The organism is Mesorhizobium sp. M0500 (assembly GCF_040321165.1).
In the GTDB taxonomy this organism is placed as follows: domain Bacteria; phylum Pseudomonadota; class Alphaproteobacteria; order Rhizobiales; family Rhizobiaceae; genus Mesorhizobium.
In genome coordinates this window covers 66084-91269 of the sequence record NZ_JAMYRB010000020.1, presented here as the reverse complement: position 1 = coordinate 91269, position 25186 = coordinate 66084, and the positions used below count along the sequence as shown (strand labels likewise).

Annotated in this window: 26 protein-coding genes and 1 pseudogene; 3 read left to right on the top strand and 24 right to left on the bottom strand. The window is 63.1% G+C overall.

The window, feature by feature from the left end; all coding sequences use genetic code 11:
• The first annotated feature begins 219 nt into the window (after positions 1–219).
• A complete protein-coding gene (locus NKI70_RS26355; protein WP_352579644.1) occupies positions 220–576 on the top strand; it encodes a hypothetical protein in 357 nt (118 codons plus the stop codon).
• A 139-nt stretch (positions 577–715) separates the two neighbouring features.
• Here NKI70_RS26355 and NKI70_RS26350 read toward each other — a convergent pair whose 3' ends face one another.
• The 22 genes and pseudogenes from NKI70_RS26350 to NKI70_RS26240 all read right to left on the bottom strand — a co-directional run bounded on the left by NKI70_RS26350 (position 716) and on the right by NKI70_RS26240 (position 21144).
• Positions 716–1681, bottom strand: a complete 966-nt coding sequence (locus tag NKI70_RS26350; protein WP_198023618.1) for a glycosyltransferase family 10 domain-containing protein — start codon at positions 1679–1681, stop codon at positions 716–718.
• A gap of 283 nt (positions 1682–1964) precedes the next feature.
• A pseudogene (locus tag NKI70_RS26345) lies at positions 1965–3655 on the bottom strand (ISL3 family transposase).
• A gap of 258 nt (positions 3656–3913) precedes the next feature.
• Positions 3914–6250 carry a carbamoyltransferase HypF gene (gene hypF, locus NKI70_RS26340; RefSeq protein ID WP_352611125.1) on the bottom strand — a complete coding sequence of 779 codons (2337 nt, stop codon included), beginning with the start codon at positions 6248–6250 and terminating at the stop codon, positions 3914–3916.
• The gene (locus NKI70_RS34060) at positions 6250–6828 is read right to left on the bottom strand and encodes a response regulator (RefSeq protein WP_023679098.1); all 579 of its coding nucleotides are present in this window, start codon (positions 6826–6828) and stop codon (positions 6250–6252) included. Before NKI70_RS34060 ends, hypF begins: the two co-directional genes overlap by 1 nt.
• On the bottom strand, positions 6825–8588 hold the full coding sequence (locus tag NKI70_RS26325; protein WP_352642970.1) for an enoyl-CoA hydratase-related protein: 1764 nt from the start codon (positions 8586–8588) through the stop codon (positions 6825–6827). The genes NKI70_RS34060 and NKI70_RS26325 overlap by 4 nt, the downstream gene beginning before the upstream one ends.
• A gap of 2 nt (positions 8589–8590) precedes the next feature.
• Positions 8591–9640, bottom strand: coding sequence for a hydrogenase expression/formation protein HypE (gene hypE / locus NKI70_RS26320; RefSeq protein WP_023679100.1), 1050 nt, complete (start codon positions 9638–9640; stop codon positions 8591–8593).
• Positions 9640–10785 (bottom strand): hydrogenase formation protein HypD, encoded by a 1146-nt coding sequence (gene hypD, locus NKI70_RS26315; protein ID WP_352725337.1) that lies wholly within the window; start codon positions 10783–10785, stop codon positions 9640–9642. The genes hypE and hypD overlap by 1 nt, the downstream gene beginning before the upstream one ends.
• Positions 10782–11027: a HypC/HybG/HupF family hydrogenase formation chaperone gene (locus tag NKI70_RS26310; protein ID WP_023679102.1), complete on the bottom strand. Its 246-nt coding sequence runs from the start codon at positions 11025–11027 to the stop codon at positions 10782–10784. The genes hypD and NKI70_RS26310 overlap by 4 nt, the downstream gene beginning before the upstream one ends.
• Positions 11027–11905: a hydrogenase nickel incorporation protein HypB gene (hypB, locus tag NKI70_RS26305; protein WP_023679103.1), complete on the bottom strand. Its 879-nt coding sequence runs from the start codon at positions 11903–11905 to the stop codon at positions 11027–11029. The genes NKI70_RS26310 and hypB overlap by 1 nt, the downstream gene beginning before the upstream one ends.
• A complete protein-coding gene (gene hypA / locus NKI70_RS26300; RefSeq protein WP_023679104.1) occupies positions 11905–12246 on the bottom strand; it encodes a hydrogenase maturation nickel metallochaperone HypA in 342 nt (113 codons plus the stop codon). The genes hypB and hypA overlap by 1 nt, the downstream gene beginning before the upstream one ends.
• Positions 12246–13379: a hypothetical protein gene (locus NKI70_RS26295; RefSeq protein WP_023679105.1), complete on the bottom strand. Its 1134-nt coding sequence runs from the start codon at positions 13377–13379 to the stop codon at positions 12246–12248. The genes hypA and NKI70_RS26295 overlap by 1 nt, the downstream gene beginning before the upstream one ends.
• Positions 13376–13954, bottom strand: coding sequence for a [NiFe]-hydrogenase assembly chaperone HybE (hybE, locus tag NKI70_RS26290; protein WP_352725335.1), 579 nt, complete (start codon positions 13952–13954; stop codon positions 13376–13378). Before hybE ends, NKI70_RS26295 begins: the two co-directional genes overlap by 4 nt.
• Before the next feature lies 1 nt (position 13955).
• Positions 13956–14177 carry a rubredoxin gene (locus tag NKI70_RS26285; protein ID WP_023679107.1) on the bottom strand — a complete coding sequence of 74 codons (222 nt, stop codon included), beginning with the start codon at positions 14175–14177 and terminating at the stop codon, positions 13956–13958.
• Entirely contained in the window at positions 14174–15019 is an 846-nt protein-coding gene (locus tag NKI70_RS26280) for a hydrogenase expression/formation protein (RefSeq protein ID WP_352692598.1), read from the bottom strand. The genes NKI70_RS26285 and NKI70_RS26280 overlap by 4 nt, the downstream gene beginning before the upstream one ends.
• A 25-nt stretch (positions 15020–15044) precedes the next feature.
• Complete coding sequence (locus NKI70_RS26275) at positions 15045–15488, bottom strand: thioredoxin domain-containing protein (protein WP_352692597.1); 444 nt, start codon at positions 15486–15488, stop codon at positions 15045–15047.
• A gap of 4 nt (positions 15489–15492) precedes the next feature.
• Positions 15493–15825: a HypC/HybG/HupF family hydrogenase formation chaperone gene (locus tag NKI70_RS26270; RefSeq protein WP_023679110.1), complete on the bottom strand. Its 333-nt coding sequence runs from the start codon at positions 15823–15825 to the stop codon at positions 15493–15495.
• On the bottom strand, positions 15825–16496 hold the full coding sequence (locus NKI70_RS26265; RefSeq protein ID WP_373420435.1) for a HyaD/HybD family hydrogenase maturation endopeptidase: 672 nt from the start codon (positions 16494–16496) through the stop codon (positions 15825–15827). The genes NKI70_RS26270 and NKI70_RS26265 overlap by 1 nt, the downstream gene beginning before the upstream one ends.
• Positions 16497–16510: 14 nt before the next feature.
• On the bottom strand, positions 16511–16741 hold the full coding sequence (locus NKI70_RS26260; protein WP_352643844.1) for a hypothetical protein: 231 nt from the start codon (positions 16739–16741) through the stop codon (positions 16511–16513).
• Positions 16742–16963: 222 nt separating this feature from the next.
• Positions 16964–17674: a Ni/Fe-hydrogenase, b-type cytochrome subunit gene (cybH, locus tag NKI70_RS26255; protein ID WP_352725333.1), complete on the bottom strand. Its 711-nt coding sequence runs from the start codon at positions 17672–17674 to the stop codon at positions 16964–16966.
• Between the two features lie 9 nt (positions 17675–17683).
• Positions 17684–18259 (bottom strand): HupE/UreJ family protein, encoded by a 576-nt coding sequence (locus tag NKI70_RS26250; protein WP_352643825.1) that lies wholly within the window; start codon positions 18257–18259, stop codon positions 17684–17686.
• Between the two features lie 12 nt (positions 18260–18271).
• Positions 18272–20068, bottom strand: coding sequence for a nickel-dependent hydrogenase large subunit (locus NKI70_RS26245; RefSeq protein WP_352725339.1), 1797 nt, complete (start codon positions 20066–20068; stop codon positions 18272–18274).
• Complete coding sequence (locus NKI70_RS26240) at positions 20068–21144, bottom strand: hydrogenase small subunit (protein WP_352721579.1); 1077 nt, start codon at positions 21142–21144, stop codon at positions 20068–20070. Before NKI70_RS26240 ends, NKI70_RS26245 begins: the two co-directional genes overlap by 1 nt.
• Before the next feature lie 864 nt (positions 21145–22008).
• Between NKI70_RS26240 and NKI70_RS26235 the strand changes: the two genes are divergently transcribed.
• Together NKI70_RS26235 and NKI70_RS26230 are read left to right on the top strand one after the other, a co-directional pair.
• Positions 22009–22293 carry a type II toxin-antitoxin system TacA family antitoxin gene (locus NKI70_RS26235; protein WP_031255614.1) on the top strand — a complete coding sequence of 95 codons (285 nt, stop codon included), beginning with the start codon at positions 22009–22011 and terminating at the stop codon, positions 22291–22293.
• Positions 22294–22803: a GNAT family N-acetyltransferase gene (locus NKI70_RS26230; protein WP_352725331.1), complete on the top strand. Its 510-nt coding sequence runs from the start codon at positions 22294–22296 to the stop codon at positions 22801–22803.
• A 999-nt stretch (positions 22804–23802) separates the two neighbouring features.
• Here the strand turns inward: NKI70_RS26230 and NKI70_RS26225 are convergent.
• Positions 23803–24441 carry an FMN-binding negative transcriptional regulator gene (locus tag NKI70_RS26225; protein ID WP_352643346.1) on the bottom strand — a complete coding sequence of 213 codons (639 nt, stop codon included), beginning with the start codon at positions 24439–24441 and terminating at the stop codon, positions 23803–23805.
• Positions 24442–24472: 31 nt separating this feature from the next.
• Positions 24473–25135, bottom strand: a complete 663-nt coding sequence (locus NKI70_RS26220) for a helix-turn-helix domain-containing protein (RefSeq protein ID WP_352725330.1) — start codon at positions 25133–25135, stop codon at positions 24473–24475.
• Positions 25136–25186 lie beyond the last annotated feature (51 nt).

Below are 25186 nucleotides of genomic sequence, written 5' to 3'. Positions count from 1 at the left end.
GTCTCATCCCCAGCCTCCGTTCGCTGAAGATCAAACCGGACAACTCGTCTGCTACCTAACCCGGACAACTCATCTGCTTACGACAGGCGGTTTTACGCGCAGTTGCAATAGCACTTCCGCCGGCCTATTTTTGTGGGGTTCAATTGTGGTTCGGCCAAGGGCGCTTTGGGCGCCGGACCGGCCCCGTGTAAACCTCATTAAAGAGCTAGGAACCCTGCCATGGAAGAATTCTTATCGCGCATCGCCACTAGTGCCGGCATCGGCCCGGCTCTCGCAGAGAAGGCCGTTGGGTTAATGCTGGGTTTCCTGCAACGCCACGCGGCCGACGGTCCCGTTGCGCGCATGATCGAGGCCATTCCCGGAGCTTCGGAATTAGTGGCGAAGTATCATGGCGACGACCCAGAGGGCGGAGGCGGCCTCATGGGGCTCGGCCAGCAATTGATGAGTGAGGGTCTCAGCATTCTAAAGATCGCCGCCATCGCCAACGAGACGATCGCCTTCGCCAAGGAACATGCCGGCGACGAACTCGTGGACGAGGTCCTCAATTCCGTTCCTGGCCTTCCCCAGTTCGTCTGATCAGCGGCAGCCGGGGGCGCATGACCTCGGTGCGCCCGTGCCGGCCCGTCTGCGCAGGTAGGCATTCTCCGCCGAGCGTTCCGTACCGATCTCGCCAGACCACCAACCGCCGGGCACGCGAAGCGAGCGTTGGAGTACTTCATTCGTCTATTCCAAAATCGACCTCAGGCGAATCGATGTGTATAATTTCTGGCGGTAAGGGTTTATCCTGAACGCTTTCGATGAAGCCCGCGAGATAAGCAAACGTATTGTATTTCTCGAGGACCAACCGCTTCGCCTCTCGTATTGCGCCGCGACGCTCCTTCCAGAGGTCCGAGTTGATGATTTCTTGAATTTTTTGGATTACGTTCTTGTCCTCTGGGTCAATCAGAACCATTGAGTCCGAAGGGAAGAACCTCGTGATTGCCGGGCTGCCGTAATAGATCGGCATTGTTTCAGCAACGAAGCAGTCCATAAGCTTCTCTGTAAAATAGTAATCAGCACGAGTATTCTCGAAAGCTATACTGTAACGGTAAGGTGCGAGTGCGTTCCATTTATCTCCAATCAGCCGAAAACCTCGGCCGAACAGGTCAAAATCGAGCTCCTCTCTCAGCCGTTCCAGAAACGCCAGCCGATATCGATGCCCTTTAAGCAGGGCGATGTTACTGGTAATCCATGAGAGCCGAAGCGGCTTGTCCACGACTTCGCTGACCAGAAGTTGGTCATATGTCTTGTTTACAGACCAAGACCGAGTGATAGGTGGAGCCAAAACGAATCGGCGCCCTGCATTCTGCCGAGCAGCCAGCTCTGCGTCAGACGTCAGGACGATAGTATTTTTCCCCTGCCCTTCATGAAATGCGCGATGAGCTTTCGTCGGCGGTTCGCCGATTGCAAAAATTGTCCTGTTTGGGCTCGCCTCGATATCAACAGGGAGCCCAAAAAGAGAAGCAGAGTTAAAGACGATATGCCAATCGGGCACGAAGGATGTCGTGCGTACAAAAGCGACATTGTTCCAGATTCCACTGCCCTTTGGAGTGAGATGGTGGATTGCATCATCCAAAACGCCCCAAGAATCCAGACATGTAGCAACAATGGGCGCCGGACGTTCCGTCAACAATTTGGCCAACAAAGCAGTTCCACCCCATTCACTTCCGTTGGACCGGGAGCAACTTGTGCATCGGGCGCAAGACCTCTCTGCGCCTGAAATAGCTCGCGATCCTGATCGATATCAAACACACGATTCTGTGCGACTTCGCGCCATTCGACAACTCATCTCTAAGACCGCGGGAATCCCTTCACTCGTGAAGGTACTCAATCGCCATTCCGGATTGCGGTAACATTGGGCAGCATAAACCTGCCGGGACCCGCCGTCGAGGCAATTGTCGCTTTGCACTTAACCAGGTTCTTCCTCACTTTGTGTGGTGATCAGGCCGGTTGAGTGGCAGCATGCGTGCCCTAAGGAGTTCGGAGCCCGCTCTGCCGTACATCGCACGCTTGATCGTCTTCAGGCGGTTGATCTGCCCTTCCGCCTGGCCGTTGCTCCACCGTAATTCAATGGCATTGCGAACGGCGTCAACGTCACGGCGTAGGACCCGAGCGAAACGCGTGATGGCGACGAGCCCGGAGTTGACGGCATCCTCGATCCAAGTGTCGAGCTTGTCCAATTCACAGGCCCCGCAAAATGCCGCGGAAGCGCATGGCAAGCCTGCGCATCGTGGCAAACTCATGTGATCCCTGCTTCAGGACGTCGACCTTTCTCGCCTGGTTGATCGTCAGCATACCCCGGGCCTTCATGCAGAGGGCCGCGGCGACTACCGGCGAGATCACATGGCCGGTCGCCGGATCCTGGATGGGGACAGCATCGCGGGCTGGTTGATGGCGTATGATCGAAGCAGGCGACGCACTGTCCTCGCCCGTCCTCTCGGCGCGGCGCCAGCTTGGGAGAAGCCGCTCCAGATTCGAGAAACTGCCCGTGTAGCCGCGCTGTTTGATATCGTGGAACAGGTGTCGTCCGCAGCGATTGCCGTCTCTCCAGGACTGGCTAAGAAACGCCTCGAAATATAAGGGTGACGTCGGCTCGACGCGGCCCTGCGTCGGTCGGGTGGCGTGTCGAAATTCAGCCATTTGGCGATGCTGCGCCGGCCGTAGCCGGTACGACGGGCGATCTCGGAACAGGACAGCCCTTTCCTTGCGCAAGGCGTGAACCATTTCGAACACCGTCTGCCGCGATTGTCGATGAGCGTGGCGCACCCGGCGCCGATGCGTTGCGTCAACGTGCGGATCATCCTGCATCAGATCGACTTGCGCGCTCCCGATACCCTTATCGGGCAGCAATGCAGGCCCCGTGGCGCGGCCCGAAAGGCTCATCTGCTCCTCGATTGCGACCCGCAGATTCTACATGAGATGGAACCGATCAGCCACCTGGCGCGCTTGCGGTGCACCCTCGCGAACAGCTTGCGCATAGAGCCCGCATCGGTCTCGGCTCACGATCTCGACGGAAGGGTGCCGCTCTAGCCATTGCGACGCACTCGCCACGCTTCTGTCATCCAGGATGTCGACAACCGAATGGCGCTCCAGGTCCACGATCATCGTGCCGTAGCGCCATGATCGCCGCCAGCTCCAGTCATCGATGCCAACGACCCGAATGGTGGAGTTGCTGTGAGCGACCGCGGCATCTCGCTTCAGCTGCCACAGGATAGTGTCGTCGCAGACCGGCATGCCGAGCCGTCGCATCAAGCGCTCGCCGATACGGCCGCCGGTGCTATGGCCGAGCAGACCGACAATCTCCGCGACCCTCCAAGGGGAAGCAATCGTCGGCAGACGGTCGGTGAATGTTTGTCGTTCACATTTCTGATGTGCGCACCGCCAGCGGCTCAACCGAGGCTTCACCGTCACGGTCTTGCCCTGGACCGGCAGATTCTGAAGGCTGCGGTTGGACCAGCCATGCCGACTTCGGGTCCGTCGTCCGCAATCTGGGCAAAATGCCGAACGCCGGTCCGGCAGCGGAAACAAGCCAACTGTCATCATCAGTGAGCGCGACACCCCGTATTTTAGCCCCTGGGCCGGGGGACCATTTTGTTTCGTTCGCATGCCCGCACATAGCGGCATCCCTCGCCAACGGCGAATGAACCACACAAAGTGAGGCAGAGCCCCATTAACTGCCAAGCGACACGATCCTTGGCTGCGTACCCGTCCTCGACGATTCCCTCGGAGCATCATTCCTGGCTAGTCCTTTTACCCGGCCATACGCGATCAGCCACTCACGGCCCGGACGAAATGCGCAAAGCTGGCCGCCGCACGTCACAATGCGCAGCGCCTTATTTGGACGATGCTGATATTTTTTCTTCAACGATTGGTCTCAATGCGAAAGGGCTAGGCCGATCGTTGCCTGGCCGAGCGCCAGACCGCCGTCGTTTGCGGGAATGCTTACGTGCGCCAGCCCCTCCAATCCTGCGACTGTGAGCTCGGCAAGTACGCCTTTGAGCAGCAGCCGATTCTGGAAAGCGCCACCGGACAGTGCGACCGTGCCGACGCCGTTTTCGTTAGTGAGTCCGATGGCCTTCCGCGAGATGATCTCTATCAGCGTCCTGTGGAAGCGCGCAGCAATCAGCCCGGTTTCGGCGCCCAAAGCCTGATCACAAAGAAGCGCTTCCCACAGACCTTTCCAGGAGATAACCGGTCCCTTCCGCGAGGTTGCTGGCCAAGCCTCGGCCGCATCCATGAACGGGCTGGCGAGCGCCTCCATCTCCATGCCGGCTTGCCCCTCGTAGCTCTGGCGCTCCAAACAGATGCCGAGGACTGCCGCGCAGGCATCGAAAAGCCGCCCCGCCGAGGAGGCAAGCGGAGCATTGACGCCCCTCTCGATCATCCGGTCCAGCACCCGAAGCGGCTTTTCGGCCAAGGCGGGGACGAAGGGCCGATCGGCAGGAAGCTTGGCCAGGAAATCCGGACCGAAAGCCGCCCGCAGATGCGCATAGGCATTGCGCCACGGCTCGAGGCTGGCCTTGTCGCCGCCGGGCATGGCGACCGGCTCGAAGTATGCCAGCCTCCGGAACCCTCGATAGCCGCCGAGCAGGAACTCGCCGCCCCAGATCGTGCCGTCATCGCCGTATCCGAGACCGTCGAGGATAATGCCCAGCACCGGCGGTGCGTCGATTGCGCGGCCGTGCTGGGCAAGGCACGAGGCGAGATGCGCGTGATGGTGCTGGACCTGCACAAACCTCGCCGCGGTCTCACGGGCAAGCTCCATGGCAAGCTGGGTCGAACGGTAGCCCGGATTCCGGTCGGCCACAATGAGGTCCGGCTTCGTGTCGAACAGGCTTCGATACAGCCCCAACGCCTGCCTCCACGCGTTCTGGTTCTTCAGCTCGTCGAGGTCGCCGAGATGCTGCGACAGCAGCGCGTTGCCGTCGCCCGCCAGGCAGAACGCGGCCTTTAGGTCGCCGCCCGCAGCCAGCGCCCTGACCGGGCCATCGAAGCCCGCCGGCAGCGCCAGCGGCTCCGGCGCGAAGCCGCGCGCGCGCCGCAACACCGAAATGCCGTGCCCGTCGAATCGCACCACGCTGTCGTCGAGCCGGTTGACAATCTCGCGGTCGTGCATCAGCCAGAAGTCGGCGATCCCGGCAAGCTCCTGCCGCGCCTCGTCATTGTCCGTGCATTGCGGCTCGCCCGAACGATTGCCGGAGGTCATCACCACCGGACCGTCCAGCGCCCGCAGCAAGAGATGATGCAACGGCGTGTAGGGCAGCATGAAACCGAGCCGCTCGTGCTGCGGCGCCACGCCCGCCGCAACGCCGCAGCTGTCACGGCGCTTCACCAGCACGATCGGCGCCGCTCGGGCGGCAAGCGCCACGCGCTCCTCGCCCGACAGCTCCGCGAATTCGGCAAGCTGCTCCAAGTCGCGCGCCATCAGCGCGAACGGCTTACCGTCGCGCTTCTTGCGGGCGCGCAGCTGCGCCACCGCCGCTTCGTCCGTCGCGTCGCAGGCGAGGTGGAACCCGCCGATGCCCTTGATCGCGACGATCCGCCCTTCCCCGATCAGCGCCGCCGCCTCGCGGATCACCGCCTGCGGGCCGCCGCCGACCACGACGTGGTCTGGACCTTCCAACCAGACGCGCGGGCCGCAGGCCGGGCAGGCGATCGGCTGGGCGTGATAGCGGCGGTCGGCCGGATTTTCATACTCGGCCCGGCATTCCTCGCAGGTCGAAAATCGTGCCATAGCGGTCGAGCGGCGGTCATAGGGGATAGCCTTGACGATTGACAGACGCGGCCCGCAATGCGTGCAATTGGCGAACGGGTAGAAATAGCGCCGGTCCTTGGGGTCGAGCACTTCCGCAAGACATTCCAGGCAGCAGGCGGCATCGGGCACGATGCCGGTCTTCACCCGCCCGCCCGCGCTCGCCGCTATGGCGAAGCCGCCCGCCGGCCGCGGCCCCTCAAGCGTCGCCGTCTCGATCCCGTCGATCCGCGCCAACGGCGGGCATTGCGCCTTTAGCCTGTCCGCGAAGGTCTCGAACTCGGCATCGCTGCACCACAGCGCGATCTCCACGCCTGCAGCATCGTTGCGGACGTGACCCGATAGCCCCATAGCGGTCGCGATGCGCCACACTGTCGGCCGGAAGCCGACGCCTTGCACCAGCCCCGTCACCCGGACCAGGCGTCCCTCCACTGCGGGCTCGGCGAGCGGCGGGCCCATCAGCGCACCGTGCACACTATGCACGGGTCCAACGACCGCACGATGTGCTGGACTGCAACCGGCTCGGTCTCGCCGAGCCGCACCGGCGCACCTTCGAGCGCCAGCTCCAGCGGGCCACGATTGCCGGCCCAGTCGCGTGGCGAAAAGTTCTGCAATGCGTAGAGCAGGTCGATCTGCGCGTGGTGGCGGCGACGAACCGCGATCTGGAGAAAGAGCTGCACCCCGTTCTTCAGCGTGAGCGTGAGGTTTTCCGGATGACAGAGCTTGGTGATGTACTGGTAGATGCCGGCCTCGTTGATGCCGTCGATGGTGTCATGCGCGTCGGTGTAGCCCGAGATGATCATGCGCACGATGTCCGGCCAGCGGGTGCGCGCCTGCTTCAGGAACTCGGTGCGGCAGGTGCCGGCTATGCGCTGGTCACACAGGATGATCTGGATCCATTCCATCTCCAGGATCGAGCTGGCGGCCTTGGTGTCGCTGGCTACGTGGACATCGAAATCCTCGCTCAGGACGCGCCGTTGCGCCTCCAGCGAGCGGATTTCGTCGTCGACGATCAATATGCCCGGCAGGTCGCTCACGATGCCTTTTTCCTTCCCTCCCGGCCGGCCTGCCAGGCGACGTCGCGGTGGCGGGCGATCGTCACTGGGGTGCGCGACTTCGGCACCTTGTGCACGAAATTATGCCGCGCGACGTGGTAGCTTGGGTCGAAGCCATAGAAATTGCGGCGCATCCGCGAAAGCTCCTCCTCGCGATAGGCGCAAAGCGGCTTGGCCGCCTCGTCGGCTGCGCGCCGGGCTTGTTTTTCGGCGAGCAACCCCGGAAACTCTTCGCTCCCGGCCAGCGCGGCAGCCGACGCCCTCACTTGCGCCGTGAACAGCTCGCTTGCCCCCGCGAACACCCGGTTGGCCAGATTCAGATTCAGCGCCTCCTTCGCGCCCATCGGCAGGCGCGCTGCCGCGATCCGGCGGGCATTCTCAGTCCCGCAGCAGCTCGGCAGGAGATAGGTCCAGAACTCCGAGCCGTAGAGATTGCCCATGTCCTTGTAATGCGGGTTGAGGATGACGCTCGAGCGCATCCAGAGCTGGTCGGTGCTGCGGGCGAGAAACACGCCGCCCGCTGCCGCATTTCCGGCAAGCGCTGCTACGGTGATGTGGCTTGTCGTGCGGATGATCGCATCGGCGAGGTCGTCGATGGCATTGATGTTGACCCAGGAATCGTCGGCCGCGCTGTCGGCCGCCTCGATCCGGTTGAGGTCGAGCCCGTTGGACCAGAACTGCGGCCCTCCGCACAGCACGATCGCCCTGGTCGGACGCTCCGTCGCTTTTGTATAAGCGTCCAAAAGTCTTCGACAGGCGTCCTTTCCCATTGCACCGTTATAGAAGGGGAAGTGCAGATAGCCGACCGCAGCTTCTTCTTCGTAGATGATGTCCTGATAACCGCCCGGTGAATTGAGCGGGATCTCCGGCAGGTCTGCAACTTCCTTCGCGAAGACCATGGTCGCCGGCAGCTTGAACGGGTGTGGCGAATTGGGATGCCGGACATGGCCGATCCACAACGCGCCGTCGACGGTGACGATGGCGATCGCCGGCCCGCTTCTGGCGGCGACCACTCCCGGCTCGGGGAGCGATATCTTGCCCCGTTCACCCCGCGCGAGAGGCAAGTCACCCCCTGGTTCACGTGCGTCTCGCGCGTCGAAAAGGAAGACCGTTTCGCCGAAAAGTTCGTCCCGCACGCCGGGCGCGCCGTCGGCTGCTGCGATATTCTTCAGCACCGTTTCGGTCGTGTCGGCAGCCCAATCGATCCGCCGGTCCGCCTGTTTGATCGCGTCCCGCCACCGGCCCAGCGGCGCTACAGATTGTTCTTCCAGGGCAATCGGCTTTTCGCCCTGCTCGAACCGCGCGATCGCTTCGAGCACCGCCGTCACCGCCGCGTCGGTCACCTCGTTGCTGTAGAGGCTCGATTTCGTCGCCTTTCGCATCGCGAAGGTGGCGCTCGCCCAGACCGGCCCCGCATCCATTTGGGCCGCCGCTTCCAGCACCGTGACACCCCACTGCGTCGCCCCGTCCACCATCGCCCAGTCCAGCGCGGAGGGGCCGCGGTCGCCGACGATGCCTGGGTGAACGATCATACAGCATCGATTTTCATAGACTTCTTTCGGGATTGCCCGCTTCAGAAACGGGGCAATAACGAGGTCCGGCCGAAACAAATCTACCGCCTCCATGGTCCGCTCGTCGTTGACGTCCATCTCGACCGAGACCTCGTGTGCGTGCTCGCCAAGCGCCACGAAAATCCTCTGACTCAAGGCGTTGAAGGCGGTGACGAGAAGCAGAATGCGCATCTTCAGCAGATCCTCGGGAGCTGTTCCCCGGCGATCCAGTCGACCACGCGCATACCGCCAAGTCTCGTTTTCATCCGCACCAGCGCATGCTGGTCTGTGACGACTTCGCCAATGATTGCGGCATCCCGGCCCATGGGATGAGCGCGTATCTCGGCGAGCAAAGTCTTCGCGTCTTGCGCCACGCAGATGGCGATCAGCTTGCCTTCGTTGGCAACATTCAGCGGGTCGAGGCCGAGCAGTTCGCACGCCGCCGCGACCTCCGGCTTCACCGGAACCGCCGCTTCCCGGATTACCATTCCGACCTTGGACTGCTGCGCGATTTCGTTCAGCGTCGCCGACAGTCCGCCGCGCGTGGGGTCACGCAACACCCGGATACCAGGAACGGAGCCAAGCATCGCCGCCACCAGATCGTGCAGAGCTTGGCTGTCCGAGATAATTTCCGTTTCAAAATCAAGGTGTTCGCGCTTCGACAGGATTGCGACTCCGTGGTCGCCCATGGTGCCGGAGACAAGGATTGCATCGCCCGGCCGGGCATTGCTTCCGGAGATGTCTGTGCCGTCCGCCAGCACGCCAACAGCGGTCGCGGAGATGAAAACGCCGTCGCCTTTGCCCTTCTCCACCACCTTGGTGTCGCCCGTAACCACGGGTACGCCTGCTTCCCGGGCGGCAAAAGCCATTGAAACAACTATTCTTTCCAGTTCGGCCAACGGAAAACCTTCCTCCAGGATGAAGGACGCGGACAACCAGAGCGGCCGCGCGCCCATCATGGCGACGTCGTTAATCGTGCCGTGGACCGCCAGTGCTCCGATATCCCCGCCCGGAAAGAACAGAGGCGAGATGACATGCGCGTCCGTTGCCATCACCAGGCGTCCGCAGACGGTGCCGAGCAGGGCCGCGTCGTTAGCCTGGGCCAGGAACTCGTTGGCCAGATGTCTTTGAAAAATATCCCGAATCAGCTCGGCCATCGCGCGGCCGCCCGCGCCATGCGTCATGTCCACCGCGCCGCGGACCGACGAGGTGGTGACGGCTAGGCTGGGATCGTTCGCGCTCATTATTCCGCCGCCTCCAACAGCTTCGGCTCGCGGAAACGGCCATAGGTCCAGTAGGCCGCGCAGGCGCCTTCGGAGGAGACCATGCATGAGCCAATCGGGTTCTGCGGCGTGCACACGGTGCCGAACAGCTTGCAGTCGGTCGGCTTCTTCACCCCGCGCAGGATCGAAGGGCATTCGCAGGACTTCACCTGGCGCGAAGCCTTGACCGACAGCTCGAAACGCTTCTCGGCGTCGAAATCGGCAAAAGCGTCGCGGATGCGGAGGGCGCTGTAGGGCACGGTGCCGAGGCCGCGCCAGTCAAAGGTCTTGCGCAGCTCGAAGACCTCGCTCACCAGTGCCTGCGCCTTGAGGTTGCCCTCCTCGGTCACGACGCGGGTATATTCGTTCTCGACCTCGTGCCGGTCTTCATTGACCTGCCGGATCAGCATCAGGATGGACTGCATGACGTCCAGCGGTTCGAAGCCGGCGATGACAACCGGCTTCTGGAATTCCTCGGCAAAGAATTCATATGGCTGCGAGCCGATCACGGAGGAGACGTGCGAAGGTCCCAGAAACCCGTCAATCTTGACGATGCCCAGTTCCCGCACTTCCGGCGATTCAAGAATGTGAGAGATCGCGGCCGGCGTGAGCACATGGTTGCAGAACACGCTGAAATTCTTGAACCCCTCGGCTTGCGCCGTCTTGATCGCGACGGCCGTCGGCGGCGTCGTGGTTTCGAAACCGATGGCGAAGAAGACGACTTGCCGCTCGGGGTTTTCACGCGCGATCTTTAGGGCATCGAGCGTTGAATAGACCATGCGGACATCCGCTCCGTCCGCCTTGGCGCGGATCAGGCTGCGTTGCTTGGTGCCCGGCACGCGCATCATGTCGCCGTAGGTGCAAAGGATGACCCCGTGCCGCTCGGCGAGCTCCACCGCATCGTCGAGGCGAGAGATGGGAAGCACGCAAACGGGGCATCCGGGTCCGTGCACGAAATGCACGTTCTGCGGCATCAGGTCCTGCACGCCGTGGCGAAAAATCGCATGCGTGTGCCCACCGCAGAACTCCATGAAATGGTAGCTCTTTTCCGGATCAGCCTCGATCGCGATGGCGCCGGCGATGGTCTTAGCAAGCTCCTGGTCGCGATATTCGTCGACATATTTCACGCCGAAATCTCCTCCAGCCCCTCCTCCAGCACGCCCGCTTCGGCCATCAGCTGCAGCGTGCGCTCGGCCTCCTCGGGGCTCACCTTGTGGAGCGCATAACCGACATGGACGAGCACGAAATCGCCAAGCGAAACGTCTGCCACCAAAGCCAATGAGATGCGCTTCGTGACCCTGTCGAACGCGACCACGGCCATGTCGTCATCGAGCAGTTCAACGACGCGGGCGGGAATGGCCAGGCACATCAGGCTGCTCCGAGCTCGGCCGCCCGCCGATGGCCGACTAGCGCCATGGCGCGGACCGCGCCGATCCAGGCCGTCCAGTCCGACATCCCCTCGCCCGTGCGCGCGGAAACCCTCAGCACCTTGATCCGCGGGTTCACCTTTCGGGCGTTGGCGATGCAGGCCTCCACGTCGAAGTCGAGATGCGGCAACAGGTCAGTCTTGTTGAGGATCATGAGATCGGCGGCGGCGAACATGTCGTGATATTTCAATGGCTTGTCCTCTCCCTCGGTGACTGAGAGCACCACCACCTTGTGTGCCTCGCCTAGGTCGAAGCCCGCCGGACAGACGAGGTTTCCCACGTTTTCGACGAGGAGCAGGCCTCCTTCGGCAAGGTCGAGGTGATCTGCGGCATGGCCGACCATATGCGCGTCGAGGTGGCAGCCCTTGCCGGTGTTGACCTGGATCGCGGGCGCGCCGGTGGCGCGGATGCGGTCGGCATCATTGGAAGTCTGCTGGTCGCCCTCGATCACGGCGATCGGCAACTTGCCCTTCAGTGCCTCGATCGTGCGGCAAAGCAGCGTCGTTTTGCCAGAGCCGGGGCTGGAGACGAGGTTGAGCGCAAGCACGCCGCGCTCGGCGAACATTTTCCTGTTCGCATCGGCATACTCGTTGTTCTTGGAATGGATATCCTTTTCCAGCTTGACCATCCGCGCCTGGCTCATGCCCGGCGCACGGGTGCCACCGGGGCCCGAGCCACAATCGTGCACATGATCGTCATGATGGGGGCCGTGATCATGATCGTGGTGGTGATCATGATCGTGGCCGTGATGATGGTGATGGCCATGCGCCTTGCCCTCGATCCGGACGGCGCCCTCGCCGCATCCGCAAATAGTGCACATCAGCTCACCTCCAATTCCCTGATCTTCATTTCTTGGCCGCCGGTCACCTGCAGCTGATGGCTTCCGCAGTCCGGGCATGGATCAAAGCGTGCCGCGATCGGCACGCTCTGGCCGCAAGGCATGCACCAGGCCCTGCCTTCCGTCTCGACGATTTCCAGCCTTGCGTCTTGCGCCAGAGAGCCACGCATGACGACATCGAAGCCGAACTTCAGCGCCTCGACCTCGACAGCGGATAGCCGCCCGATTTCCATGCAGACGCGGCCCACCTTCCGAAAATCCTGTCTCGCGGCCTCTTCCTCGATGATGCCACGGACGCTCTCGCATATCGCCATCTCGTGCATCAGCGGAGCCTGATATCGTAGCCGACGCAGGGGTCGATGGCCCGGACCAGGAGATCGGCCTGGACCGCCAGATCTTCACGTCTGGATGCAGCGAGCGCCGAAAGCGAGCTCGCGGCAATGCCGCTCTCGGCGAAATGAATGCTGGTCGGAGCCGTGATGGCGTAGTCGGCGATTCGGTCGTCGTTCAAAACAATCCGATGTTCCAGCCGGCCGCGTGCTGCCTCGGCGAAGGCAGTAGCAGAGCGGCCCCCGTTCTCGTCGCGAAAGACTTCGCGCGTAGGCACTTCGGACCCCTCCGCGACATCCCGCAGGGCCGCGAGCCCTCCGGCGATCTGCGCCGGCAGCGTCGATGCCTCGACCACGCGGGCAGCCAGCCGCGCGGCCAGGCCGGCTCCACCGTTTTCGGAAAGGAAAGCGCGAACGAGCGGCGCACCAGCCTGCCTGGCGAGGCAGCTCGTGTCGGCCGACGTTTCCTTCGGCAAATGTTCGTTTCCCCCGTTTGTCGTTTCGGGGTGGCCTATCATGGCCCAGCCCCTTGCCAAGACCGGGGCGATGAGACGGGCCGCAATCGTGCCGCGCTCCATAGCCCACTGCGCGAAGGCATCGCGATCCATCTCGCCAAGCGGCTTTTCGCCTTCGTAGACCACGGACTGCGTTAGATGGCTCGCTTCGGCGGCCGTTTCGGCAGCGTCCGCGCCCGGAATCCCCACGCACACGCCGGGAACGAACGCATTCCCGCCTGGAAAAAGTGCCTGCTTGAGGCGCTGCGGCAGGCGCATAGACCGGCGCAGGGTTTTACCGTCGGCAGGCTCGCCCGCGAGACTGGCAGTATCCAAGCCAATGCGCAGCAGGTGCTCGCGCAGCGTTTCGGTAAGCACAAGAAGCCGCCGCGCTTGCTTCGTGCGCCGGTCCGTCCCGATCTCCAGGGCCGCCTCGGCTGCCTCAACGCTCGCCGCCGACTGCGCAATACTACAGACACTGAACAGCGAACCGATCGCCGAGATGACCTCCGTCACCGGCCGGGCTCGCACGATCGGGCCAAGCGCAACCGGGCGCGGCGGCGTGACGATGGCTTCCATAACGCGACCGCCATCGCAGACGAGATCGATGGAGACGCGGCCATCAACGCTCATGCAGCGGTCTCCTCCTTGTCGCCCAAACCGAACAGCCAGCGGCGGGTCAATTTCGCCGGCTGGGAGCTCGCGGGTGTTCCGGCTGTCTCAACCTCGTCCAACGCGCTTGCCTCTTCCTCAGGTAGCCGGCCTTCCCAGACACGGATCATCTCGCCGTCTTCGTCTTCTTCCGCCTCACGGTTGAACAGTTCCGCAAGCACCTGCCGCGCGGCCTCTTGCGCACTCTCCTGGTCGGCGAATTCGAACATCGGCGAGAACGGCGAGCACATGCGGTAGCAGCCGAGCTCCTCTTCATAGGCCCGGAAGAACTCGAACCGGCCCGCCGGGAATGATGCATGCTCCTTCGTGCCCGTAGGCACGCGCGGGCGCGCTTGCCCGTCGCCAAATGGTAGAAGCACGAGGTTCATGAACCAGGGCGTGACAAGAACCGCGAGCCATTTGCCCTGCCACTGCCGCACGCCCACCGCGCTGACGCAAAGCGCCGGATTGAGGATCGGAATTCCTGCCATGGCCGTCCGTTCGATCCGCTGAAACACGAACTCTAGATGGGCAGCGACGGCTTGCGAATGATCCATGTCAATCGCTCACGACCATGAAGCCCTGCTTGGAGCCGTCACAGGTGGGGCAGCTCCAGTTGGCCGGCAGTTCGGCGAAGGGCGTGCCGGGCGGGATCTGCCAGTAGTCGTCGCCCTCAGCCGGGTCGTAGACATGCCAGCAAATCCTGCATTCGAGCCGCGACATCGGGCCGATCTTGGCATTGTCGCCGCCATATGAACCGGCAAAGAAGGAGTCGTTCACCGGTAGACCTCCAGGATTTCGAGGAGCCGCTGGCGGCTGTCCGCAATATCCTCGGGCGCAGCGCGGACCACCCCCGGCAAGGCCGTGACCTCGATCGTGTTGAGGATGAGATCGTCGGTCGAATTGAAGAAGCGCACCCACCAGACGCCGCGCGTCCCCGTCGTGGTCACGCGGCAATTGCCGTAGCCACGCGACAGCACGACCACCGGCCCGTGGCCAAGCAGGCCGTCGAGGAAGGTCAAGTCCTCTTCAGTGTGCGGCAGCAGCGACAGGTTTATGGCGTGCGGCCCGACGTCGGGCCCGACGAGCGGGATGCGGCCATTGAGCTCCGAAATCAGCGGCGGCGCGTTGAAGACGCCCGTCGGATAGGTCGCCGGCGCAGCGAGCGTATTGCGGCAGCCGGCGAAGGCCCTCTCCAGCACGGCCGAGGGAAAGGCGCCGACCTCGACGAAATCGCGCACGAGCCTGCCATCCGTTCCGGTCTGGCGCACGCGCCAGATACCGGCGAGCACCGACTCCTGAGCCTTCAGGTCGTCGCCGCAGATGATCAAGACCTCGCCCTCGCCCAGCGCCTGGTCGATCAGCGCAAGATTGGCGTGGTCGAGGCCGGAAAGATCATGCACCGCGTTTTCGCAATCCGGCGAGGATCGGCCGAGGCTTTCAGCCAGCGCGGAGAGCACCGCCAAAGCAGCTTCGAGCCCGGCGACATTTTCCTTCTCCGGCAACACGGGTGACGCAGAGGTCGCCATGCCCTTCGGCATTTCCATATACTGCAAGTCGCTGCCGTCCCCTTCGCTCGGCTGTGAACCCGGCCCGATGCCGCCGAATAGCGATGCTGCCATGATGCGCCCTCCCGGCCGCTTTCGCTCACTGGAAATGATCGTGGTCGTGACCGTCGTGGGTCGCGCAGGCTTCGGGAAGCTCGAAAGGCGGCGGCGCGCTCGGCCCGCGCCTCAGTATGCCGTCGATCTCAGTGAGGTAGTCTTCCCAGTCGAGCACGCGCTTTATCGCGCCGAGATATTCGCCGTTCCTCAGGAAGACAAGCGCCGGGAAGGCGTCGAAGCGATAGCGGCTTTGCAGCTCGCGTTCGCTCTCGCGCGATACCACGGCGGGCTTGAACACGCCCTGGAAGGCCTGCACCAGCTCCGGCAGGATCACCGCCACATCGTTGCTCTCGGCGAGCCGCAACCAGTCACCGGGAAAAAACAGCGCGGTGAGGTCGTGGGCCTCGGCGAATGCGTCGATGTTCGCCTCGTCAACCACCGGGATGCGGTGGCGCTCCATCATCATGGTGAGAACGGGTGAAAACATGGACTCAGGCGTCCTCCGTGCCTTGCGGTGAAAGGGCTTGCCCCGGCCGCAGATGCTCCGGCAGTTGCGGCTCGCGGCCGACCAGGTCGGCGAAGAGGTGGTCGAGGTCGGTGTCGCCGGCGAGCGCACGCTCCGTCGCTTCGATCGCGTCGGCGATCAGGCGCGCCGTCTCGGCAGTGACAGTCTCGCGCGCGGTGTCGAGGAAGGCGAGTATCCACGTACCCGCTGGCTGGTCGCCGACCAGGGTCATATCGAGGCGCCGCGTGCCGCTGCGACCGGTGCACAGGGCAATGCCGCCGCTGCATTCAACCACCTGGAAGGGAACGCCGACACACATCAGCCCTGCCTTCCAGACGATTGCAAAAGCGCGTCGACCTCGCACTCGAAATTCGCCGGACCAGCGAAGGCACCATTCGCGAGAAGCCGCGCGTCGCCGTGACGACAGGCCTCTTCCGGTCGGGGTCGACCGCTCTCGTAGATGCCGATGCGCATTTCGCGCGAGGCGAGCGTCTCTTCTTCGGCCAGCGGTTCGGTGCGCTTGGCGATCGTCGCGCCGAGCCAGGCGAGCCACTCGATGGCGATCTCGATTGCAGGCTCGATCTGAGCCTTCACCGCGGGCCGGAGACTGCCGCCGTAGTCGTCCAGCTCGACCGGTTGCACGCCGACGAGAAGGAGATGGGCGGGATAGTCACCCATCATCTCGGCCATGGCGAGAACTTCCTGAAAGCCAGTCTGGTGGAGCGAAATCTTCTTCACACCGAGGAAGGCCGGCACCTCGCTGCCTTCGACGAGCTTCAGCGTGCCAGGCGCCAGGCCGTAGTCGACCGTGTCGAACACCACGAGGATGTCGGCCTCGCGGATATGTTGGAGGAGGTAGATGCCCTGCGTGCCGCCATCCATGGCCCGGACGTTGTCCGCCGTTTCGCAGAGCCGGTGGAACTCCTCCACCACGCGGATGCCGAAGCCCTCGTCGGCCCATAGCAGATTTCCGATGCCGAGCACGAGCACCCGTGGCGCGTCCTTCATTGGGAAGCCTCCTTTCGACCTTTTTCTTCCAGCAGCAAGAGGCGGGCCAATTGGCCGGGGGCCGGCAAATGGTTGCGAAATAGGTTGATCTCTGGATAGCGAACGACGCGTATGGAAAGCGCGATGACGATTTTACCGCACAAACGGAAAGTATCCTTCCATTGACGGATACGGCAACGGCCGGACTGAGAACCGAAATTCCAGGCCGATGGAAAGTTTGCGTTCACTCGCCCACCCCACTCCGCCTCGCTCCGCACCTTTGCCCTGAAAGGGATAGAGGAAGGGCGCCGGGCGTTGCGGTTGGCACTTCCTCTCCCCGTCGAACGGAGGAGAGGTGTCGAGGCAAGCCGAGACGAAGTGTGGATCGACTTGAAGGCAACCCGTCTTGAAGAAAAGAGCCGGGGGGGGGCCAACCCCCCCCCCCCCCGGCAGGTGAGGTCGCGAAAGTCCTAGTGGGAATCACGCGGCGCGCCGTTGCCGCGAAAGGTCCGCCAGCCGGAGAACATCGAGGAGACGATCGACTGCTTCGACATGATGTCCTCGCGCACCGCGGCATAGATATGGATGATCACGAAGCAGATGATCACCCACATGCCGAGATGGTGCCAGGTATGCACGTCCTGACTCTGACCGAGAAGTGGGATGACCCAGCTCGAGAACAGGTCGTACTGCCAGGACCCCATGCCGGCCCCCTCGCCGTAGAGCGCCAGTCCAGTCACGATCATGAAGATGGTGAACCAGACGAACAGGAAGTGCATGGCGAGCGTCGCGAGCGGGTTGTGCCCGGAATACTTCATCGGCTCGCTCACCAGCATGGCGTACCAGAGCACCTCGTGCCAGAGCTCCTTCCAGAAACGTCCTTTCCAGACAGGCGGGAGGAATATCTGCCGGGAATGCTCGTTGCCGGCGAAGACCCAGTAGATGCGGAATGCGAAGCCGACGATCAGGACATAGCCCGCAACGAAATGCAGGTAGCGTATCCAGCCGAAGAGGAAACTGGAACTCGCCTCGCCGCCAACCGCCGGCGGCGGCGAGCCGATCAGGTAGCCGGTGCCGGCAAGCATGAGGATGGCGAAGGCATTGACCCAGTGCCAGAGGCGCAGCGGCGCCTCGTAGACATAGACCGCTTCTTCGCTATGCGGAGTTTGGCTCGCGCTCATGGCCGCCCCCTAGCCGCCGAACACAAGCGTAGCGCCCGAGCCGGCAACGACCATGCCGAGCCCGGCGCGCGCCCAGGGCGACGACGCGAGCCTGAGGCCGATGCCGGTGCCGGCCAGATGCAGCGCCGCGGTCGAGAGCGTGAAGCCGGCAATATAGGCAAGTGCCGCGCCGGTCGTCTCGCTCGCATGGGCATGGCCATGGAAGAGGGCGAAGAACCCGGCAAGGCCGATGCCGAGCATGCCGGGAAGGCCGGCACCGGCGACGATCATGATGCCGAGAGCAAGCACGGATAGCGCGATCATGCCTTCGACCGCTGGCAGGCCGATGCCGGCAAAGGCCAACGCCGCACCCGTCATCATCATCGCCACGAAGGTTGCTGGCGGCACCAGGACCCGCGACGGCATGGCCACCGCCGACCAGACCCCGACCGCCGCCATGGCGAGAAGGTGGTCGAGTCCCATCAGCGGATGGGCGATGCCGGCGGCGAACCCGTCGGCATGCCCTGCGCCGACATGGGCGAGCGCCGGGCTGGCAAGGACCGCGAGCGAAGCTGCGGCACCAGGTTTCAGGATAGCGTGTCTCATTTCGTTCCTCCCCTAGCGCACTTTGACATTGGCAAGTTCCTGTCCGTCCGGACCCATGACATGGGTCGAACAGGCAAGGCACGGATCGAAGCTGTGGATCGTCCGCAGGATCTCGACCGGCTCCTCCGGCCGCTCCACCTTGGTGTCCATCAGCGACGCTTCGAAGGCGCCGATATTGCCGGCATGGTCGCGTGGCGAGCCGTTCCAGGTGGTCGGCACGACGCATTGGTAGTTTTCGATCCGGCCGTTCTTGATGCGTATCCAGTGGCCCAACGCCCCGCGCGGCGCTTCGGTGAAGCCGACCCCCTTGACTTCGGCGGGCCAGGACTTCGGATCCCATTTCTGGGTATTGGCGGTCGAGCTGTCTCCAGCCTTGATGGTGGCGATCAGCTTGTCCATGAAGTAGACCTGCTTGCGGGCCGCCCACTGTGCTTCCAGCGCGCGCGCAGCGGTGCGGCCGAGCGTCGAGAACAGCCCCATCAGCGGTACGCCGAGTGCCCGCAGCGTCGAGTCGACCTGCTCCTTGATCTCCTCGTGGCCCTGGACGTAGCCGACGACATAGCGGGCGAGCGGCCCTACCTCCATCGCATGGCCGCGCCAGCGCGGCGCCTTGATCCAGGAATATTTCGCGCTCTCGTCGATTTCGCGGATGTCGGTGCGCGTGCCCTTGGCGTTCGGCCCGAGCTGATAGTTCGGCTCCGTGATACCATCCCATGGATGCAGGCCGTTCGCCTCGTCCGGGTATTTGTACCAAGAGTGGGGCACAAACTCCTGGATCTGCTCGGGATCGCGCACGTCAACGGGCAGCACCTCTTTGAGGTTGCCATCGATGATCGCGCCCTGGGGCATCATCAGGTTGGCTGCCGAATAGTCGTTGGCTTTGTCGGGGATGTCGCCATAGGCAAGAACGCTCTTGCCCGACAGCCCGCCGCCATAGAGCCAGCCCTTGTAGAGACTGCCGATCGCGATGATGTCGGGGATGTAGACGTTGTCGACGAAGGCGATGGCGCGCCCGATGACGCTGCGGACGTAGTTCAGCCGCTCCATGTTGATCGGCGCGCCGGCCGCCATCTCACCGTCGATGTTGATCGCACAAGGCACGCCCCCCACCAGCCAGTTGGGATGGATGTCCTTGCCGCCGAAGATCGTGCGCGTCGTCATGATCTCCTTCTGGAAGTCAAGCGCTTCCAGATAGTGCGTCACCGCCATCAGATTGGCCTCCGGCGGCAGCAGATAGGCCGGGTTGGTCCAGTAGCCGTTCTTGAACGGCCCGAGCTGGCCGCTCTCGACGAACTTCTTCAGCCGGTTCTGGATGTCACGGAAATAGCCCGGCGAGGACATCGGGTGGCTCGGCGAAACAGCCTGCTGCAGCTCCGACGTCGCCTTCGGGTCGGCTCTCAATGCGTTAACCGGGTTGACCCAGTCGAGCGCGTGCAGGTGGTAGAAGTGGACCAGATGATCATGCACCTGCAACGAGAGCTGCATGATGTTGCGGATCGAATTGGCGTTCTCCGGGATTATGATGCCCAGTGCGTCCTCGACCGCACGCACCGAGGTGAGCGCGTGCGTGCCGGTGCACACGCCGCAGATGCGCTGGGTGAAGGCCCAGGCGTCGCGCGGGTCGCGGCCCTTGAGGATGACCTCGAGCCCGCGCCACATGGTGCCGGTCGAGACCGCGTTGCGGATGATGTTGTTCTCGTCGATGTTCACCTCGCAGCGCATATGGCCTTCGATCCGCGTGACCGGATCGACGACCACGCGCTGGCCGGAGGTGTCGAGATTGAAGCCGTTCGGCGTCTGGATGACCATCACTTGTTCCCTCCCTTTTCGCGCATCCGCTTGACCACGCTCGCCGCCGCATGCGCGGCCGCGGCGGCGCCGATCACGGTCGCGGCCGTCGTGCCGATCCTGTCGGCATCGGCCTCGATGCCGAAGCCGTGGACGCGGGTCAGGCGGCTGTAGAAATCGCCCTTGTCCCAGAAGCCGTCCTCGGAGCAGCCGATGCAGGGATGGCCGGCCTGGATCGGGAAGGAGAGGCCGCCGTTCCAGCCCACCGTCGAGCAGGCGTTGTAAGTGGTCGGTCCCTTGCAGCCGACCTTGTAGAGGCAATAGCCCTTGCGCGCGCCCTCGTCATCGAAGGACTCGACGAACTGGCCGGCGTCGAAATGCGGGCGCCGATAGCATTTGTCGTGGATGCGCTGGCTGTAGAACATCTTCGGCCGGCCCTGCCGGTCGAGCTCTGGGAATTTTTCAAAGGTCAGGATGTAGGTGATGACGGCCGTCATCACTTCTGGGATCGGCGGGCAGCCGGGAACCTTGATGATCGGCTTGTCCGGCAGGCCCGGAACCTTATGGACGGGCGTGGCCCGCGTCGGGTTCGGCCGCGCGGCCTGCACGCAGCCCCAGGAGGCGCAGGAGCCCCAGGAGATGATCGCCTTGGCGTTGGAGGCGGCATGGTTGAGCTGGTCGACGAAGGGCTTGCCGCCGATGATGCAGAACATGCCGTCCTCGTTGAGCGGCGCATTGCCTTCGACCGCGAGGATGTAGTTGCCCTTGTACTGTTCGACGACCTCGTCGACGATCGCCTCGGCCTGATGGCCGGCGGCCGCCATGAGCGTGTCGTCATAATCGAGTGAAAGCATCGACAGCACGACGTCCTTGGCGAGCGGGTGCGCCGAGCGGATGAAGCTTTCGGAGCAGCAAGTGCATTCAAGCCCGTGCAGCCACAGCACCGGAATGCGCGGCTTGGACTCCATCGCGTAAGCTATTTTCGGCGCAAAGGCCGGTCCAAGGCCGAGGGAAGCCGCCGTCAGGCTGCAGAATTTCAGGAAACTTCGGCGGGTGATCCCCTGTCGGCGCATGACCTCGTAGAATGTTTGTTGCATTAGGCCTTCCTCCACAGGCGGCGGCGTCTCCTGGTGCCGCGGACATGCGAAGGCGGAGCAAGTCCGATGCCAGAGTTAAAAAGCCGAATAAATTCAAAACTCAGATGCTCTTCGAGGCGTTGACTTGTTCCGGTCGCCGGCAAAGGAGTGGAAACCGGGCTGGCAGATTTCGAACAAAGTTTCCGCGATGCGGCGAGACGAGCGAAGAGGCCTGGCGACGGGTGCCGACGGGATTTCGGCGGGCCTCGACCGACCTCGCCCAGAGGCCACGCGCAGCTTGTCAGGACGGCCGAGCAGATCGCGCTTGGCCTGCGCGGCTACAGCAGACTGGGAATCGCGGGATTTGCACCATCTACTCGTCGCCGCTTGCGTTGAAACCGCTGTTGTCGGGTTTGTCGCATCCGCGACACGGTGATGTTCGGCCGCGCGCCGCCGCACTCGCAGCTAAGCCATTGAATAAAATGCAGACTGGTTTCTGAGGCTGCACGTGCCGCGGTCGTGACCGGTCTTTCATTGCGTGAGGCCGAACGTGCGATTGCAGCTCCTGCCGCCGCGCAAAGAGAGGTTCAAGATTTGTGCCAACTGCGCTTGGCCGGCAGGTGGCATAGAGCGGCGCCTGAGAATGAAAGTGCCGGCCGCCCAGCCTTCATAGCCGTTCCTCCTTTGTGGCGTGACGGCCCGAAAGTCGCCATCGCGTCAGATGTTCATCAGGGTTCGGCATAGCCGGGGCTCGTCCGGCGACAGTCATGGCAGCGACTTGGCTTCTGGAGCCGCTCATCCGGCCGATAAGAACACATGCGCGTCCTGAAGTGTTGCGTTCCGCGTTACACTACCGTATATACGTCAGCAGCACAGGAGCGCGCCATGGCCACCACAGCCACCAGGAAGGAAACACCCGTCTCGATGCGGTTTCGCGACGATGATCTCACCATCATCGACCGCGGCGCGGAGCTGCTCGGCCTGTCGCGCACGGAGTTCATGCGGCGCGCCGCGCTGCACGAGGCGCAGGCGGCCATCCTCAACGAAACCGTCATCCGCGTGTCCCCGGAAGCCTATGACGCCTTCATGCAGGCGATCTCAGCCCCCGCCGCTGCGCCCCCGCCGAAGGCGGCCGAGCGGCTGCGTCGGTCCCCGCCCTGGGACCGTTAGGTGGCGCTTTCAGGCATCGAACTCCTCGACGACGCGCACCGCCTCGACAGCTTCGATTGCGGCAAGCCGGCGCTCAATGCTTGGCTGGCCGGCTTCGCGCGAACGAACCAGGTCCGCGGCTTTACCCGCGTCCTGGTCGTTCACGATGAGGGAACAGTCGTCGGCTATTACGGCCTCGCGCCGGGCGTGATCCAGCCAAACAGCGCACCGCGCGCCATCCGCACCGGACGGCCGCCCGATCCGATCCCCTGCCTGTTGATTGCACAACTCGCCGTCGACCATCGCTATGCCGGACAAGGCATCGGCAGCGGCCTGGTCAAGGACGCGCTTCGTCGCTGCGTCGCCGGCGCCGACATCGTCGGCGGCCGCGCAGTGGTGGTGCGGGCGATCGACGCCGAGGCCGAGCGCTACTGGCAGAGCTGGGGCTTCATTCCCGCGCGGGACAATCCGTCGGTGCTCATGCGCTCGATCCAGGACGTGGGCCTCTGGCTGGCCGACAAAGGCCACTAGCTCCACGCGCGTAGCGCCTCCGTAGCGGCAGCGTCCGGGCGCGCCGGCCTGCAGCCGGATGACGATCCCTCACGCAGGGCCAGAGGGAGACGGCGGTCAGAGCGAGGAAGCTAGCAATAATCTGGGCGACTGGGCTGCCTACCAGGTCCCGTCTCGTGAAGGCGCTAGAGGATACTGGATCCAGCCGCCAAAGACCGGGAGATGGCGCGGCGCGCGGACTTTGGGATGATAGTCTGGGACGGCGCATCGCCCGGCACGGCCGTCAACGTGCTTCAGCTCGCCAATCGCGAACAAGCCGTGCGTCATTTGCGATCTGGCCAGGGGCAGCATGGCGACTACGTACAATGTGGGAGACTGGTGCGCCATGCTCCGCGATGCCGGTCCAGACATTCGGCGGGCCAAGCGAAGCCCGCATGGCGCCGGACGAGCGCCTGGCGTTGCTGGGATGATGTACGCGCGGTCCCGGCGGGTTTGACCCGATAGGCTTGATCCGGCCCCGCCCCCAACTCCACTTGTATGAACGGCCGGGGCCGGCCCTTTTCGAAACCGGCCCACCGCCGCGTGACGTTGTGCAGGATGATCGTCTTGACCCGTCTCGCATCTGAAGCGGGTGCAAGCCTGCCGAACATCCCGGCTGCTTGGTCATTCAACCTGGCTGCGAGGCATCGCCACCGTGGGGGTGGCGTTCGCTGCCAGTCGGCTCCGATCTCGAAACCGCTGTGCCGCCATACCGAACACGCAACTCGGTTTAAGCGCCAGGCTGCTGTTCGAGGTATTGACGACGCAGGCGACATGACCGGAAAGGCTGGCGGGGTAAGCAGCTTCCATCGATCCGGCGGCATTGCGGATGTGGCTGGCGATGGCGGCCTGAGTTCTTGTCCATCTGCCGCATAGCGGGTGGTCAGGTGCTGGTCGCGTTTCCGGCGAGCCGAAGCATTTGTCTCTCAAGGTCACCCCTTGGAAATCCAGCACCAGCGGCTTGTCGGGACAAGATAGATGCTATTGGGATTTGGCCGCCGCAGCCGCGAGCATCGCTTCTCCCATCCCATTGACGCCTCGGGCATTCAGCATTTCACCAGCGTTCTGAATGTCGCGCACCTCTTTGTTCTGGCTGAGTTTTGATTTACCAACCAGGCCGGTGATCTCGATTTCCAGGGCGACGATCGCCTTAACCATCGTGTCAATGAAGTCCTTCGGCGCGTCGCCCATCTTCCACGGGGCAGGCTGCGAGGCTTCATGCATGTGAGTGAGCTTCGCCACGTTACGGCGCACATAGCGCTCATCATCCCGGACAGTGATGCGTCCGTGGGCGTGGACGACGAGATAGTTCCACGTCGGCACCTGCTTATGGAATTCATGCTTGCTTGGATACCAGTTCGGCGAGATGTAAGCGTCGGCCGCACGGAAGATAACGAGGACTTCATCGCCATTGGCAACTTCCTCCCAGACTCGATTTTTGCGTGCAACATGGCAATTGAGGAGGCCTTTGTCTCCCTTCGAGCGGTCAAGCTCGAAGGGAATGTGGTTCGCGTCGAGTGTGCCTTTGCTGTGGGTGACCAGGATACCGAGCGGATGTCTCTCGATTAGGTCAAACAGGGTGTTCTGATCGGGGACGGCAAAATGGGGCGGAACGTACAACGGTGGATCTCCTGTCGCGAATGGGCGGTCGTTAGCGAGCGGCGGTGTCTTGCGGAACGGGCCCGGGCATCTTTGTTGCCGGCGAAGAGGGCCCCGGATCTCGCTGTCCACCACGCTCAAGAACTGCCATCGAGAAGTGGGCAGGCAGATCAGATGCCGCCGCGTATGAGTGCGGTTGGTCAGTGACAAGCCGCACACTCTCGCCTTGGCTCAAAATTACTGCGTGGGTACCCACCACGATACTTAGGGACCCCTGAGTCACCGAGATCAGCTCGCGCGTATCCGGACTATGAGCATCTGAGGAAAACACGTCGCCCGGCATAATGGCCCAGCTCCACAGTTCGAACATCGTTCGTCCCGAGATCGATGAATGAAGTTGTGCAAAGCTTCCTTTAGCGCTTGTCCAAAGCGTCCTCGTCTCTGTCCGCTCAATAGGAAGGCGAACTGTGGAAGGATGGTCATTCAACAAATCGGCCACCGAAAGCGAAAACGCCGCCGCCAGTCGGCAAAGTATGCCGATGCTGGGGTTCGCCTTGCCTTGCTCCAGCGTGACGACGGTTCCCTTGGATAAGCCGCTCAGTTTTGCCAGTCGATCCAGGGTCAGGTTTTGGTCGCGCCTCAATTGTCGGATCCGAACCGCTATCGCTTGGCCAAGCACCCGCTCGGGGTCCAACGCTGTCGTAACATCGGTCATTATATAGACTTAGTGCCTCGGCTCACTTATTACGGTCAATATAATGACCGG